We start from the raw sequence: 15,110 nt of genomic DNA, 5'->3' as shown, positions 1-15,110 counted from the left end.
GACGAGCGCCACCCGCGCGCCGGACAGCGGGAACACGTCGAACCAGTCGCCGCCGACGCTGTGGTCCAGATCCGCGGGCAGGTAGCGCGACGCCACCTCGACCGCTGTGCCGCCTGTCAGCCGGCGGGGCAGCAGATGGCGTTGCAGCGCGAGGGCGGTGGTGTGTTTGCGAGCGTACTGACGGGCGTTGTCCAACGCCTGCGCGGCGCGGCCGACGAGCTCTTCGGCCAGGAGCAGATCGGCCTCATGGAACGGCACGGGATCCTTGGTGCGGACGAACAGCGCCGCGCCCAGCAGGGCGCGCCGCGCACGGATGGGCACGACCATGATCGAGTGCACGCCGTTCTCGCGGACCTCGCGTGCCAGTTCCGGCACCTTGTGGACCCATGCGCCTGAGGCGGTGTCCAGGACGGGCTCCAAGAAGGACTTCCCGGCACACAGGACGTCGGTGAAAGGTGGGATCGGCGGCACGAACACCGGCTCACCGCGCACCCACGGGGATTCCGGCACACCTTGGTGGATCGAGGCCAGACCAGCACGTCGGAGACCAGGAAGGTGCTTGCCCGTCGCGCCGATGCGGACCGGGAGCCCCTCCCCGAACGAGACCGACTGCTCCAGGTCCACGGCGACGAAGTCGGCGAGCAGCGGCACGGAGAGGTCGGCCAGTTCCTGGCTGGCCTGCATCACATCCAGGGTGCTGCCCAGGCGGGCACTGGCCTGGCTGAGGACGGCGAGGCGCTCACGCGCCTGCCAGCTCGCGGTGACGTCGGCGCCGATGACGCACACCCCCAGCGATTCGCCGTCGGCGCCCTGGAGGCACTGGAACGAAGCCGCGAACTGGTGCTCCGGGCCCTGGCTCGTCGGCAGCCACGTCCGGTACTCGTGGACCTTGGTCGCACCGCTTTGGAGGACCTGCCGCATGACCGCCTCAATTGTTTCGCCATGGTCACCGGGCAGTACCTCGGTGAATCGACGCCCGAGACGCCGGTCACGGCGAAGGCCGTCGTAGCTCTCAGCAACATCGTTCACGTAGGTGCACCGCAGTTGCAGGTCCCGAATGCCGACGCCGATCGGCGCGCGGGCGAGCAGCGGCCCTCGCACCGATCTGTCTATCGCGTCCCCGGACTGCGGGACGGTGTCGGTCACGGACGCGAGCCATCGCGTTGTCCCGTCCTGACCGCGCAACATCGTGATCCGCACACTGACGTCGAGCACGCCGCCATCCCGGTGGCGCACCGCTGTCGCCCCTGACCAGCCGTTTTCGGCATGACACTGCTCGACGAACGCCGATGTCGTCGTCGCTTCCCTGAAGGATGGCAGCACCAGTGCGGCAGACCGGCCCACGATGTCCCCGGCAGAGTATCCGAGGAGGCGTTCGGCAGTGTGTGTCCATGCGACGACCGTCCCCTTCTCGTCGAGCAGCACGATTGCTGTGTCGGATATGTCAGACATATTCAACTGCTTACCGAGCGTCACTGCGTCGAGGCTGGTCGTGGTCATCGAGTGCTCTCCTCGGGAGTCTGGAAAGGCCGGCGGTCTGAGGCTCGAACAATGCGCCCGTTTTTCCCGAATGACCAGATAATGATCGGTTTTGTGACAGCGCTGGCAGTCGCGGCCGACACTGCTCCCGTCATCCAGGTCGTCGTCGGGCTGCCGGCCAGGTGAAGCTCCGAGTTGCCGGCTGACCCGCCCCGCCTCCGGGGAAAGTGCACGAACATCGTCTTGGACCTGTAGTCGTAGCCGGCCGCCATGATCCTTGGGCGGGGCTGATTCGAGGTGTTCGTGGGGCGCCGGGTGAGGGGCATCTGGTCGTCGCCCAGGTGGAAGGCCCGACGGATTTCCTCCGGGTGAATCCGTGCAGGAGCATGACAAAACCCTCCCGTCCGGTCCGGTACATCGACGGTAGGAGGGGAGGGTTTTCCAGCGTTGTTCGGCTGAGCGCTCGCGGAACCGGATCAGCAGCTCGCGCCCTGCCACCAGGTGGGGCGAGCGATCACAGCGCCAGGCGCCGGAAGTTGCGGCCTTGGCTGCCGTATCAGGAGTGGGCGAGCGCCCAGTCGAGGGCGTAGTCGGCGATCTCCTGCCAGCCGTCCTGGACACCCATCAGGTGGGAGCGGCCGGGAAACACCTTGACCTCGGTGGTGATGCCCTCCGCCTTGTAGTGCTTGGCGTTGGACACCTGGACCTTCGGCGGCATGACATGGTCGTCCTCGCCGGAGAGGAACAGCAGGGGCGCCCGGCCGGCGTTGTGGAAGTTCACGTACGTGTCACTGTGGCCGGGGTGAAGGTTGGCCAGTGAGCCGCTCCAGACAACGCTGCCAGGTGCGGGGATGTGGTAGCGCTCATACGTGGCGCGGACCTGGTCCTCGGGAAACGTGTTCGTGAAGGCGTAGCGCCATTGGTCGAAGTCCAGTCCGACGGCGCGATGCCGGTTTGCCGGGTTCTTCAGGACGGGGAAGAGGGACCGGATCTGGGACAGTGGGACGGTGGTCACGCCCTCGGCGGGCGCGGAGTTGAGCACCACTCCGGCGGTGCCGAGGCCGCGGTCCAGGAGGATCTGGGTGAAAAGCCCACCGGCGGAGTGACCCATCACTATGGGTGGCTGGTCCAATCCCTTGATCAGCTTCTCCAGGCTGGAGATGATCGCCGGAACGGTCACAGTCTCGATCGGGGTCGGGTCGGCGTTGAGAGCCTCGACCTCCACCTCGAATCCAGGGTAGGGCGGCGCGATGACACAGAAGCCCTTGTTCTCGTAGTGGGTGATCCAGTACTCCCAGGCCCGCGGCGTCAGCCAAAAGCCGTGGACGAGGACGATGGTGTCGGGTTGCATCAGTGTGCTCCTCAGCGGGTGGACCGATGACAGGTCGCACGTAAGACCGCTAGGGGCCTGGCCATGTGACACCAGGGCAGGAAAATTGCCTTTGTGGCACAGAGGATGCTGATGCCCATACCGCCTCGGTTTGTTGTTCACAGCCGTTCCTGCGACCGGCCGGGCCGAGCAGGCCGCCGGCTCGGGAACAGCACGGGCAGCGCTTCCAGGAGCTGAGCCGGGGAGAGAACTACGGCCGCGGTGAGGACGGTCCTCGGTGGTGCTGCCGATAGGCTGGATCCGCCATGGGTGAGGACGACGACAGCGAAGCCTTCGGCGCCGGTGACAGCGTGGACGCGATGCTGTCCGAGTGGCGCAGCGAGTGGCCGGAACTGGACGTGTCGTCCAGCGAGGTCATCGCTCGCCTTCTGCGTGCGGCTCGGCTGCTGGAAGAACTGTTCGCTATCGGGCTGCGCCGCCCGGGCGGCCTGGCTATTGCCAATGTCGGGGACTTCGATCTGCTGCAGGCGCTGCGCCGCGGCGGCCGTCCCTATGCGCTGACGCCCGGGCAGCTGCGCCAGGCGCTGACCGTCTCCTCCGCCGGCCTTTCGGGGAGACTCAACCGGCTGGAGCGGGAAGGGTGGATCGAGCGCGGCCCTTCCCCCGTCGACGGGAGAAGCACTCTGGTCCGTCTGTCGGAGGAGGGCCGGGTGAGTTTCGACCGCCTGGTGGAACGGCACTTCGCCCTGGAACGGGATGTGCTTTCTGTTCTGGAGCCGGCGGAACGGGCAGGGATTGCGGACGCCCTGCGCAAGATCCTGGTGTCCCTGGAGGGCAACGCCTGAGGGAGCGGCTGAGTGACGTCAGGCCGCTCCCGCCGCCGATCCGAGGATCACTGCGATGCAGAGCCCGATCAGCCCCGTGGTGACAACGGCCATGGCGATGGCCGTCTCTCGCGTGAAGCGGCGGTGGCGTGCGGGCCGAGGTAGAAAACCCTCTGGGGCTGGGGCGGTCGGCTCCACGGCTTTAGGCACTTTGGCGCGAGCCTCGAAGGTCATGGCCCCAACGTCGTGCATTACCAGGCAGGTCCACTACCTGCCCGACGCGCCGAAAGCTTACGGGGCCATGATCACTCGCGCCGAAGCCGCTCCAGCCCAAGGCCGCTCCACCGACCTCGGACAGTCTCTGCGAGCATCCTCGCATGAGCATCGAGAGCCCAGCGCACTCCAACTACTGTCATGTGGCACTCCGGGCCGGCCTTGCCGGCTCCGGCAGGCCAGTGTTCGAGACACTCCCTGCCAGGGCGGTCGGTCCCGGCACCTACGAACTGATGGGTAGCCCTGGCATGGTCGAGGGCTGTGCGGCCGGGGACTTGCTGAAGATCGATGCCGATGGTCTGTTCCAGGTCGAGCGGCGAGGCCCGAACCTCTGCATCCAGGCGTTCGGCGAGCCGCCCTTTGCTGCTGAGTCGCTGGAATCCCTGATCAGCGCCTTCACCCCCCTGGGGGGCCTGGTGGAGGCGCCTGCCGACCGGCGGTTCATCGTGGTGACGGTGCCGGCCGCTGCCGGATTCCCCGCCGTCGAGGCCGTGATGGAAACGTGGGCCGCAGGCGTGAGCGTGCTGCTCGAATGGGGATTCAGCAATGTCTTCGGACCGGACGGAGAGCCGCTGGACTGGTGGCACGAATCTGAGGCGTGACCAGCGTGCCCCCCGTTATGTTCTTCGCGGTCCTGCAAAAGGGCCGCTGGCCTCCGGACCCGGCATGACTGTTCCCCCCTGTCGAACGGATGACCTGGGGGGTGGTGTCACCGAGCCCGTGGGGTGTCGTTGGAGACGCTGATGAGAGGTTCGACCACCGCCTGGCCTGGCGCAACGCCTGGCCGCTTACCGGCGGCAGGTCTGCATAACGTGGATGCGCGTGTACGGCACCATCGCCCCGGCCAGCACCGCTTCGCTGCCCCACTGTTGCCCCATAAACCGCCGTACAGTGCGTCACGGACAGCCGGCGCAAGGTCTCCGAGTCGACCCCAGTCCATGAGGCCCCGGTCACCCGGAGGCCGGGGCGCCGTCGGCCGCGTCGGTGGAGCGCAGCAGGCGCAGGAACGCCTTCACGCCCGCGATGATTTCCTGATTGTCGGTGAGACGGTTCACCGTGGACTCGAACTCCCTGCCCAGCGCGAGGATCCTGCGGTCCGACTCCTCGGTCCGCTCGTTCGTGCTCATGGCCAGCGCGTCCATGGTGCGGCGCAGTTCGGCGAGGGCTCGGTACTGTTCCTCCGCCTTCTCCTCCAGGACCCGCGTCCCGGCCTCGACGCGGTTCAGCCGGGCGTGCAGCTCAACGACGTCGTCCCGCGGATACGTGACGTCCGTGAGGAGGGTGCCGAGGCGCCGCCGGAGCTGGCCGAAGTAAGCGCCGGCCGGACGGAAGAAGGTGCTCAGCAAGAAGAACGCGGCGAACCAGTAACCCGTGAACTCGCCTGTCGCCCAGGTGGCAGCGAAGACAACCGCTGCCGTCAGGACGTGACCCGCGACCGCCGCCCGGAGCATCGTGCGGGCGATGTGCGCGGCCTCGGCATCCCGGGCCGGGGAGACCTTCATGCCCTTCTCACGGCTCACCGCGATCTCGGCGAGCACCGCATGCGCGCGGAAGTACAGGTTCCAGGGCAGCGTGAGCAGGAGCAGCAGCCACAGAAGGCTCAGCACGCCCGCCCCGACGGCGAATACCACCGCGGGCGGTGCCCCCGCCACGTATGCGAAGACCAGTGCTGCGGCCGCCGCCACGACGGCCACCACCGCCCCCAGAAATCTGCCCATGCCCCCGCCTCCCGTCTGTACGTCGACACAGCCCATCGTCCCCGGCTCGGTGCGGGTCGGCATGAGTAGGCGTACTCAGTGGAGCGTGCGGCGCGGCCGGTGGTCGCCGGCGAGGCGGCGTCTGGCGAATCCCCGCTTCCTCTTCGAATCCCCTGAGCAGCGCGGGCCTTCCCATCCCAGAAACGCTGTCGATCACGATGGCCTGACCGCCGCGCCGTTCGATCACCGCCCTAAGAAGCGCCCGTAACTTCATGTGCTCAACCCGGTCAACGAACCCGGTCGGCAAAACAGGCCCCCGTTTCTGAACAACGCCCCTGCTTCACCCGCCACTTGATGCACACCGTGAGTCATCCGGGCCTCACCCCCTAAGGACGTCCAGCACTCGGTGCCCGGTGCACCAGGCATCAGCGGGCGCTGTCTCTTGTGCCTGCGGGCACCACAACACGAACCGACGTTGGACGTGCCAAGGATCGTCCTTGCCCGGCCTCGCCTCCCCCACTACGGCGCCCTGGCGTAACGGCGCTCGGAGTGGCTGCAGTACGTCAACCACACTGCCAGCCGGCCCAGCCCCCTCAACAGGTCGACACTGTCAGCCTCGCGGAATGGCCGGCAGCTTTACAGGCCGCGCGCGTGACACATCCTGACCAGCGCGCACATATCGCTGCTGACGCCTTGCCCCACCTTGCCACGCAAGGCCCTCGCAGGGTGCAAGCGCCGTTGCGTGCCGGCGCGAGACGGTCAGGGAAGTCGCTGTCCCATCTTCGCCGACTGCCAGTTGTGTCCCTTGGTGTCCCACCACTCTTCGAGGTGGGCGTGGACGAGGTGCACGAGCTGCCGCAGTCGGTCGGGAGGGGGCGCGGGCGCGGGCGCGGGCGCGGGCGCGGGCGCGGGCGAGGTGAGCACATCCGCCCAGGACTTGTCGTCCCAGGGCCGGCTGATCGACCTGATAGGCCGTCAGGAGGTCGTTGGTCCCGGCCGGGGTACCGATGATGGTGCGGAACAATCCGGCGCGTGGCGCCGGCGACCACTCGGGCCGTACACCGCGCGCCGAACGCGGCGAGCGAGGAACTGTCCGTCAAGGGCATGTCGTTGGCGGAACCCGGCGCGGCACGGACCCGCTCAGGCGAGGAACTCGCGCCCCAACGCGATCATGGCACGTGCCGCAGCACTGGGCGTGCGCTCGGACGGGACAGCCAGGAACATCCGCCAGTCCAGGTCGGCGTCGTCGACGGTCAGCGCGGCGACGCCCTGCTCTTCGCTGACGGCGAACCGTGGCAGCAGGGCCACGCCCAGGCCGTTCTGGACGTAGGCCACGCTGGTGGCGAGGTCCGTGGTCTCGACGGTGACGCGGCGCGGGACGGAGGCGGCGGCGAAGGCCCGGTCGGCAACGGCCCGGTTGCCGTAGCCCACGGGGGAGTCGACGAAGTCCAGGCCGGCAAATTCGGTGATCGGCACGGTGCGGCGTTTAGCGAGCGGATGGTCGGCCGGCACGACGAGGTCGAGCACCGAGGTGGTGAGCTCGGTGAGCGTGATGCCTGCCGGGCGTGGTCCGGGCAGGGAGACGAGGGCGAGGTCGAGCCGCCGTTCGAGGAGGGCGTCGACCAGGCCCTGGGAGCCGGTGGGGACGGCGCTGATCTGCAGGAGCACGCCAGGATGACGCCGGTGGAATTCACCGAGGAGCGCTGGAACGTCGAGAGGCCGAACCGAGGTCATCATGCCCAGCCGCAGTGTGCCGCCCAGTCCGCCGCGCCTCGGCCACCGCGTCCACGGCCTCTCGGGCGGCCTCGAGAGCGGCATGGGCGCGCGGGAGCAGGGCGGCACCGGCATCGGTGAGCAGCACGCGTTTGGAGTTGCGGTCCAGCAGCGGCATGCCGAGTTCTCGCTCGAGGCTCTTGATCGTGGCGGAGACCGCGGACTGGACGACGTGCAGCCGTGCCGCGGCACGGGTGAAGTTCGCTTCCTCGGCGACGGCGACGAAGTGCTCGAGCTGGCGCAATTCCACACCTCAAGTATCTCTCGGAGCGATGGTGGCGGTCTCCGACTTTCGTTGGACTTCGACCGTCATAGCCAGCAAATCCGTTAAGCATTCAAGCAATCGCTCGAACTTGGATCGGAGCATCAGTTGGCTCCGCCGCATATCTGAAAGAGCACCATCAATGTTCAACTTCCACCACGTCACGGCTGCCCCGAGCCCGGCCCTTCTCACTCCCGAGAACTCAGTCTTCCTTTTCGTCGATCACCAGCCGCAGATGTTCCTCGGCGTGGCCAGCGACGACCGTCAGTCGGTCATCAACGCGACCGTGGGGCTGGCCAAGGCCGCGAAGACGTTCAACGTACCCACCGTGCTCACCAGTGTCGCCGCGGAGGGTTTCTCCGGCCCGCTGCTGCCGCAACTGGCGGCCGTCTTCCCCGGTCAGGAGATCATCGACCGCACCGCGATGAACGCCTGGGAGGACCAGGCCGTGGTCGACGCGATCAAGGCGACCGGCCGCAAGAAGATCGTCCTGTCCGGCCTGTGGACCGAGGTCTGCCTGGTCATGCCGGCGCTGTCCGCGCTGGGGCAGGGCTATGAGGTGTACGTGGTGGCCGTCGCCTCCGGCGGTATCACCCCTGCTGCCCACGAGCACGCCCTGCAGCGCATGGTCAATGCCGGGGCCGTCCCGGTGACCTGGATCCAGGTGATGCTCGAGCTGCAGCGCGACTGGGCCCGGGGCGAGACCTACGCGGACGTCATGGACATCGTCAAGGAGCACTGTGGCGCCTACGGCCTCGGTGTCGTCTACGCCCAGTCCGTCATCGGTGCCCACGCCGCCGGCTGAGTTGCTCACCAATCGCCCCCACAGGGCGCATCGCTACCGGGTCGGGACACCACCCGAGGGGACGCGGGAGACGGCGTCCCGGCCCGGTATGGCTCCATGGAGACACCGTGCATCCCAGCAACACCGAAAGCGCTCGGCCGGCGGACGGCTCGGACCGTCGTGAACCACTGCTGGCCTCACTCACCGTCCTGACGGTCGTGAGCGGCCTCATCGACGCGATCAGCTACCTCGGCCTGGGCCATGTCTTCACCGCGAACATGACCGGCAACGTGGTCATTCTGGGCTTCGCAGCTGTCCGCTTCGGCCTCACCTCCGCCATCGACGCCGCCGGCGGGTTCCAGAACTTCCCCGACAACTACGGCACCGTCATCGACCTGGCCAGGGAAGGCCGGCTCTCCCTGCGCATCGCCTACCACCTCTTCCCCCAGACCGGCGGGCAGGAGATCGACGACCTCAAGTGCTGGATCGGCATGGTCCGCCCCGGCGACGGCGACGAGTGGCTGCGCCTGAACGGCGCGGGCGAGAACCTCACCTGGGCCGCCGCCGACTTCGAGAACTTCACCCAGCCCCGGCCCGAACTCGGCCCGTACGAGGCTGAGTTCGAGCAGGCCGTACGGCTGCTGATGGAGAACGGCTGGGGCTTTCGCCTGCACGCCACCTACGACGAGACCATCCGCCGCAACCTCGCCGTGTTCGAGAAGCTCGCCGCCGAGGGCCTCTTCCCGGCCGGCAACCGCTGGCTGTTCGACCACGCCGAGACCGTCTCCCGCGACAGCCTGGACCGCATCGCCGCCCTCGGCGGCGCCGTGTCCGTCCAGAACCGCATGTCCTTCCAGGGCGAGGCATTCGTCCGCCGCTACGGCCCCGGGGCCGCCGCCGAGGCCCCGCCGATCCGCGCCATGCTGGAGCGCGGCCTGACCGTCGGCGCCGGCACCGACGCCACCCGGGTGTCCTCCTACAACCCCTGGGTCGCCCTGCACTGGCTGGTGGCCGGCCGCACCGTCGGCGACCTGACGATCTACCCGCCCCAAAACCGCGTCTCCCGGGAGAGGGCGCTGGAGATGTACACCCAGGCCGGCGCCCAGCTCACCGGAGGGCAGAACGTCAAGGGCATCCTCGCCCCCGGCTACTACGCCGACCTGGCCATCCTGTCCGACGACTTCTTCGCCGTCCCCGAGCAGGACATCCCGCACCTCGAGTCGCTGCTGACCGTCACCGGCGGCCGCATCGTCTACGCCACCGGCGAGTACGAGGGCCTGGACGAGCAACTCCCGCCGGTCAGTCCGGCATGGAGCCCGGTGGCGCACTTCGGCGGCTACCAGGCCACCGTCAAGCCCAGCATCTCCGGCGCCCGCCAGGCCGAACTCCTCGGGCAGGCCGTCGCCGAGTCCGAGCAGCACCGCCAGCGGCGTGCCGCCCGCGGCTTCACCCCCGAGGCCGCCCCCGAGATCTTCGACGCCTGCTTCGTCCTGTAACGCACCGGCAACCGAGCGCTGCCGCGCCACCTACCCACGCTTGAGGAGAGTGTGATGAACACCGGATTGCTCATCCTGAGGCTGGCCGTCGGCCTGCTGTTCGCCGGGCACGGGATCCAGAAGGTCAGCCACCGCCTCGGCGGCCACGGGATCGAGGGCGGAGCGGCAGAGTTCGCAGCGGACGGGTTCCGCGGCGGCCGGCTCCCGCGGCCGCCGCGGGAGGCGGACAGATCGCCGCGGGTCTGCTGCTGTGCACAGGAGCACTCACCCCCCTGGCAGCCACCATCGCAGCGGGAGTCATGACCGTCGCCGTCACCGTCAAGCGGCACAACGGGCTCTGGGTGCAAAACGACGGCTACGAATACCCGCTCGTGCTGATCATCCTGCCGGCCGTACTGACGCTCACCGGACCCGGACGCTGGTCGATCGACCAAGCCCTCGGGCTCAACCCCTGGCACCCGGCGTGGACCGCCGCAGCCGTCCTGGTGGGCGTCGGCAGCGCGCTGCTGACCCGACGAATCCTCGGATCGCCGTCAGGCCGCTGACCGGACCTCGCACCGGTGCGCGCCGCACCCTTCGTCAGGTGCCGTGCCGATTCCGTCGCCGGACGGTGTGGCCCCAGGGTCGTCTCCCACGCCTCGGCCGCGAGGCCGCTCGGACGTCTTCGGGCGCCAGGGGAAGCGGTTCCTTCAGGTGCCAGGCCGGGTCTTTGCCGTGGTCGTCGTCGGATGTATCACGGCAGCCGCTGTCCCCGGTCGCTGCTGTCGGACGCGATCGCTGTTGCGGAGAACGTGGACAGCTTTACGGAACTCGAATTCAAAAAACGTATAGGTAAACACCTTCCTCAGAAGATTGTTTGTCTGAATGTCCTGCCCGGGGACGGACCACCCGCCCCGGTGCAACACCCAAGGAGGCCGCAATGCCGGCGTCCAAGAACCGATGGCTATGAAGCCGGAGAGCATTGAAGGAGTAATCGATGAGTGTGTGGTTTGTGACAGGTTCGTCCCGTGGCCTCGGCGCGGACATCACCCGCGCGGCGCTGGCCGCAGGACACCAGGTCGTGGCGACCGCCCGCAGCGCGGAAAGCGTCAGCAGGCAGTTCCCCGACGCCGGCGATGCCCTGCTGGCGGTACCGCTGGACGTAACCGATCAGAGCCAGATCGAGGCCGCCGTGAGCGCCGCCGTTCAGCGCTTCGGCCGCATCGATGTTCTGGTCAACAACGCCGGCAGTGGTCTGCTCGCCGCAGTGGAGGAGGCCGACGCCGACGCGGTCCGCGCGGTCTACGCGACGAACGTCTTCGGGGTGCTTGCCGTGCAGCGCGCCGTCCTGCCCGTCCTGCGCCGCCAGCGCTCCGGCCACGTGATCAACATTGGCGCCATCGCCGGCTTCGTCAGTTTTGCAGGGTGGGGCGTATACGCGTCAACGAAGTTCGCCGTGGAGGGTTTCACCGAGGCCCTCCATGACGAACTCGCCCCGCTGGGTGTGCATGTGACGATTGTGGAGCCGGGCTTCTTCCGCACCGACTTCCTGGACCCGAGCAGCCTGACCACAGGCGTCCACGTGATCGACGACTACGCGGCCACTTCCGGCGCGATGCGCGATGCCGTCCCGGGGACCAATCACACCCAGCCCGGCGACCCGGTCAAGGGCGCCAAGGCCATTGTCGAGATGGCCGCGGCCGCCGAGCCCCCGCTGCGCCTGCAACTGGGCAGCGACACCGTCCAGGCCTTCGAGGCCAAGTTGGCCGGCGTCAAGAAGGAAATGGAGGCCTGGCGGCACGTCGCCGTCACGACCGACCACGACTGACCCGCGCGAACGCGCCGGGCGGCCCCGCCCCGGCTTCTGGGACAACAACGGCCGCTGCTGTGGCACCGCGGGAGTCCTCGCGCTGGCCTGTGACCGGATCGCCGAACAGCAGGACCCGTATGACTTCGCCTCCGTCCTCGTCGCGGACCTCGCCGCTCGCGCGATCCGGGACAGCGACGGCGCTCGCTGGTCGAACTTCGGGCACCGGGCCACCCCGAGTGATCTCGCACCGTGCACCGGCTGGGCGATGGGTAACGCAGGCATCGTCCGTGAACTCCTGCGCTTCGTACGGCTGAGCCGCGGGGCGATCCTCGGTACGCATTCGCCTGCAGCCATATGCACTCGCTGGCACGATGGCCCCGTGGTTGACCTGGAGCGCATCAAAGCAGAGACCGTGGCGTACTTCCGAGCACCCGATGAGGACGCCACCCTGCGGCACCACTTCCACCACGCTGACGAGGAGGGCGGCTTGTGGTACATCGAGGCCGTACCTGACCGCGGCGAGTTGATCGTCATCAAGCAAGCCGAGCTGACTTCGACCGGCCAACTCCACCGATACAGCTGGGAGCACCTGGAGGACGAACACGGCTTCCTGACAGACCAAGCGATCGATCCTGAAGAGGATCCGCTGGAGGCCATCCCGGCCGAAGAGTTCCAGCGAGTGTGGACTCGGTGAGCGCGCTGGACAACCACTTTAGGAGAGTGGTGCGATGACGGCCCTGCTGGAGAAGGCACCGAGGCTGAGCCTGGCGGCCGAGCCCGAGCGCAAGCCCAACTTCGTCATCAGGGGGCTCGACGACCTTCAGGCGGAGGTCCAGTCGCCGTCAGGACGCGCCCAGGCGGCGGGCCGCGAGCTGGACCTCCAGGGGCGTGCCCGGGGGTTCGAGGATCATGAAGCCCGCCTCCTCGCCCCGGTGGTAGATCTTCAGGCGCGGCCCGTCGACGGCCAGGCGCAGTTCGGCCCAGGGGTGAGCCCACAGCAGGTTGGAGTGCTCCCAGAGCTGGAGGTGCCGGGAGGTCAGCAGCAGCTGGAAGGGCGGATTCTCGTACGGGGTCGGGCCCCGCCCGGGCGTGAACGGCGGCCGCACGGTGTAGGTGCCCATCAGCCTCTCACCGGGTCCGAGCGTCTCCGTGCGGACGGCGTTCTCGCGGCCGGTCCTCGCCCCCGCCCAGCCGGCGAAGGCGCTGCACCCCACGGTGAGCGGCACCACGATGAACCAGGTGATGCCGTGGGCGGCCCCCTTGACGCCCTCGACGACGACGGACGCGGCCCCGAGACAGGTGGCCGTGATGCCACCGGCGACGGTGGCCCGGCGTATCCGCCGCTGTCTTTCACCCTCCGTGGTTCCGCGCTCCGCGCGCTGTCGCGCCATGTGGCATCTCCTTCCATGTCGGGCCGCTCGTCCGCGACGTGGTGGAGGACTCGGCAGGGTGCCCGCCGGTTGCATCTGCGCGGATTTTCCGTCACCGTCCCACGCGCCGGACCAGCGCCCAGAGCACCTCGCGCGGAGCGAGGTTGGGCGATCACGCGCGTGACCTGCGGAGTCCGTACGTGGGCAGAGTCCGGCCGAATTAACCCCTGTGGACCCCGGTTCCCCGTCCTGGCCGTTGCTGCTGGCCACCCTCGGATAGCCCAGCGCACAGCTAGCCCACTTACAGCGGGCTCCGCCCACGCCCTGCGACCTGCCCTTTCCCTGGCAGCCGGCACTGCCGGGGGACGCCTGGGGCAAACCGAGTCGGTGGGCGGGCGACCGCAGCCTTACAAGTTCCCCCTCCCGGCCTTCGGGTCGGGCTCTCGGGCTCCCGTCCTGGCCTGCGAGGTGCGCGGATGCCTTCCCTCATACGGCAGCGTGCACTCCTGTTGCCGTCAACGGCTGCCGTCAGTGCCGTCCGGTCGAGCGCGGGACAGGAAACCCCCTGATGCAGGTTGTGGCCGCACGCACCAGTGGGATGTGAGTAACATCCGGTGGCACACGGTAGTGGCGCCTAATCACAAGCGGGGCCGACTTGACAGATGAACCTACTGGCTACCCCGGCTTCCCCCCGGGGTATGAGCCCAGCGGATACAGCTATCCACCGGGCGAGGGCGACCAGCAGTCCATGGCCATCTCTTCCTTCTTCCAGGGAAAAGCCCAATTAATCTTGGGCGGAATTATGGTCGTGCTGACGGTCGGTTTTTTGGGCGGGGTGGCATGGGTATGGAATGCTGGTTGGAACAGCCAGTTCGGTAGCCCGGAAGACAAGAGGCGTACGGCACTTCCAGTTTGGTTCGCCCCCACCTTCGTGACGCTGGTCACAGCAATGGTGTTCGTTGCCTTTTGTATTTTCTTTGTCTACATGAAGCACAGAGGAGAAGCCAAGGCGAGGGAGATCAAGGCGCTGGAGGATGCCGCAGACCGCTTGCGCGAGAGGACAGAATTGCCGAGCCTCGTGAACTTCAACCGGGTTCTGCTCGATCGCTACCACGGCATTGCCACCCAACAGGCCGACAAGGCGTTCACGAGCAGCTTGGTCGCCATGACCGTCGGCCTTCTCATCATTGGTGTCTGCTTCGTCGCCTCGTTCCAGTACAACAGCCAGGGTGACCGATTGTTCATTGGCTCGGTCACAGTCGTGAGCAGCGCCTTCACAGGCTACTTGAGTAAGACGTACATGCACGTCTACGAGCGCGCACTGCAGCAATTGAACCAGTACTTTGATCAGCCTGTACTCAACGGGTATTTTCTTTCCGCCGAGCGGATCGTTCAGTCACTACCGAAGGAACGACAGGCAATTGTCCTGGAGCGCATCGTGGACGACATCCTGGAGAGCGGCAAGGAAATGCATCGCCACGCCCTGAATGCCACACGAGTCCCTAAACAGCAGCGTCGTCGACACGCCAGCCCAGATGCGACGAACAGCGGGCAAGCGCCGCAACAGCCTTGACGATCGTGCAATTAGCCAGCCCGCTCTGCAGCGCGGCCAGCCTCTTGTCTCCGCCCGGCCGGCGGCGCACTGGCAGCTGGGCATGGCAGCTGGCGGTCGCGGATGTGGCTCGATACTTGGGTCTAGCTGGGCGGACACACCACGAGGTGCGGCAGCCCTTCGCGCCTCGTGGTTCTTCTCGAGCGTCAGCCCCCACCGTAGTTACGCATCCTGCGACGTGGCTCGACGCGCCTGAAGCGGTGGCCGGTACGCAGGAACAGTTCCTCGAGCTCGTCGTTCCAGATTTCCACTGCAGGCTCGTCGATCACGTCAGGAAGCTGCCCGGCTCGCTGCCACTATCAGTGGCGGCTACACACGATCGAGGGGCGGCTCGGGAAAGAGAACACGGGCCGTCAATCGGCCCACTGCACTTACCCAAACCGCCCCTGAGCAGGGAAAACGTCACAGTGCTGCTGGAGTA

17 protein-coding genes are annotated in these 15,110 nt (G+C 67.7%); 9 read left to right on the top strand and 8 right to left on the bottom strand.

Going from position 1 to position 15,110, the window contains the following annotated elements; translation table 11 throughout:
• Window positions 1-1,500, bottom strand: a 1,500-nt coding sequence (locus VXC91_RS34355; protein WP_329511272.1) for a PAS domain S-box protein, incomplete at its 3' end; no start/stop codon positions are given.
• A 535-nt stretch (window positions 1,501-2,035) separates the two neighbouring features.
• Entirely contained in the window at window positions 2,036-2,830 is a 795-nt protein-coding gene (locus VXC91_RS34350; RefSeq protein ID WP_329511271.1) for an alpha/beta hydrolase, read from the bottom strand.
• Between the two features lie 284 nt (window positions 2,831-3,114).
• Between VXC91_RS34350 and VXC91_RS34345 the strand changes: the two genes are divergently transcribed.
• The gene (locus VXC91_RS34345; protein WP_329511270.1) at window positions 3,115-3,654 is read left to right on the top strand and encodes a MarR family winged helix-turn-helix transcriptional regulator; all 540 of its coding nucleotides are present in this window, start codon (window positions 3,115-3,117) and stop codon (window positions 3,652-3,654) included.
• A 356-nt stretch (window positions 3,655-4,010) separates the two neighbouring features.
• Complete coding sequence (locus tag VXC91_RS34340; protein ID WP_329511269.1) at window positions 4,011-4,508, top strand: DUF4265 domain-containing protein; 498 nt, start codon at window positions 4,011-4,013, stop codon at window positions 4,506-4,508.
• 348 nt (window positions 4,509-4,856) lie between these two features.
• On the opposite strand, the gene VXC91_RS34335 is transcribed toward VXC91_RS34340, so the two are convergent.
• From VXC91_RS34335 to VXC91_RS34320, 4 genes are all read right to left on the bottom strand, one after another.
• A complete protein-coding gene (locus VXC91_RS34335) occupies window positions 4,857-5,624 on the bottom strand; it encodes a hypothetical protein (protein WP_329511274.1) in 768 nt (255 codons plus the stop codon).
• Window positions 5,625-6,362: 738 nt separating this feature from the next.
• A complete protein-coding gene (locus VXC91_RS34330; RefSeq protein ID WP_329511268.1) occupies window positions 6,363-6,527 on the bottom strand; it encodes a hypothetical protein in 165 nt (54 codons plus the stop codon).
• Between the two features lie 216 nt (window positions 6,528-6,743).
• Window positions 6,744-7,337: a LysR substrate-binding domain-containing protein gene (locus VXC91_RS34325; RefSeq protein WP_329511273.1), complete on the bottom strand. Its 594-nt coding sequence runs from the start codon at window positions 7,335-7,337 to the stop codon at window positions 6,744-6,746.
• Window positions 7,294-7,626 (bottom strand): LysR family transcriptional regulator, encoded by a 333-nt coding sequence (locus VXC91_RS34320; RefSeq protein WP_329511267.1) that lies wholly within the window; start codon window positions 7,624-7,626, stop codon window positions 7,294-7,296. The genes VXC91_RS34325 and VXC91_RS34320 overlap by 44 nt, the downstream gene beginning before the upstream one ends.
• A 154-nt stretch (window positions 7,627-7,780) precedes the next feature.
• On the opposite strand from VXC91_RS34320, the gene VXC91_RS34315 reads away from it, so the two are divergent.
• The 6 genes from VXC91_RS34315 to VXC91_RS34290 all read left to right on the top strand — a co-directional run bounded on the left by VXC91_RS34315 (window position 7,781) and on the right by VXC91_RS34290 (window position 12,401).
• The gene (locus tag VXC91_RS34315) at window positions 7,781-8,443 is read left to right on the top strand and encodes a hydrolase (protein ID WP_329511266.1); all 663 of its coding nucleotides are present in this window, start codon (window positions 7,781-7,783) and stop codon (window positions 8,441-8,443) included.
• 167 nt (window positions 8,444-8,610) lie between these two features.
• The gene (locus VXC91_RS34305; protein ID WP_408057542.1) at window positions 8,611-9,918 is read left to right on the top strand and encodes an amidohydrolase family protein; all 1,308 of its coding nucleotides are present in this window, start codon (window positions 8,611-8,613) and stop codon (window positions 9,916-9,918) included.
• Window positions 9,919-9,972: 54 nt separating this feature from the next.
• On the top strand, window positions 9,973-10,221 hold the full coding sequence (locus VXC91_RS47180) for a DoxX family protein (protein WP_408057540.1): 249 nt from the start codon (window positions 9,973-9,975) through the stop codon (window positions 10,219-10,221).
• Entirely contained in the window at window positions 10,149-10,463 is a 315-nt protein-coding gene (locus VXC91_RS47175) for a DoxX family protein (RefSeq protein WP_408057541.1), read from the top strand. Before VXC91_RS47180 ends, VXC91_RS47175 begins: the two co-directional genes overlap by 73 nt.
• A gap of 431 nt (window positions 10,464-10,894) precedes the next feature.
• Complete coding sequence (locus VXC91_RS34295) at window positions 10,895-11,725, top strand: oxidoreductase (RefSeq protein WP_329511265.1); 831 nt, start codon at window positions 10,895-10,897, stop codon at window positions 11,723-11,725.
• A 361-nt stretch (window positions 11,726-12,086) separates the two neighbouring features.
• The gene (locus VXC91_RS34290) at window positions 12,087-12,401 is read left to right on the top strand and encodes a hypothetical protein (protein ID WP_329511264.1); all 315 of its coding nucleotides are present in this window, start codon (window positions 12,087-12,089) and stop codon (window positions 12,399-12,401) included.
• 148 nt (window positions 12,402-12,549) lie between these two features.
• Here the strand turns inward: VXC91_RS34290 and VXC91_RS34285 are convergent, their stop codons facing one another.
• Window positions 12,550-13,098, bottom strand: a complete 549-nt coding sequence (locus tag VXC91_RS34285) for a hypothetical protein (RefSeq protein WP_329511263.1) — start codon at window positions 13,096-13,098, stop codon at window positions 12,550-12,552.
• 727 nt (window positions 13,099-13,825) lie between these two features.
• Here VXC91_RS34285 and VXC91_RS34280 point away from each other — a divergent pair.
• Complete coding sequence (locus VXC91_RS34280; protein WP_329511262.1) at window positions 13,826-14,650, top strand: TRADD-N-associated membrane domain-containing protein; 825 nt, start codon at window positions 13,826-13,828, stop codon at window positions 14,648-14,650.
• Between the two features lie 185 nt (window positions 14,651-14,835).
• Here VXC91_RS34280 and VXC91_RS34275 read toward each other — a convergent pair whose 3' ends face one another.
• Entirely contained in the window at window positions 14,836-14,958 is a 123-nt protein-coding gene (locus VXC91_RS34275) for a hypothetical protein (protein ID WP_329511261.1), read from the bottom strand.
• Between the last annotated feature and the right edge of the window lie 152 nt (window positions 14,959-15,110).

The organism is Streptomyces chiangmaiensis, from assembly GCF_036281785.1.
Lineage (GTDB): Bacteria > Actinomycetota > Actinomycetes > Streptomycetales > Streptomycetaceae > Streptomyces > Streptomyces chiangmaiensis.
This window is presented reverse-complemented; position numbering and strand designations above follow the sequence as displayed.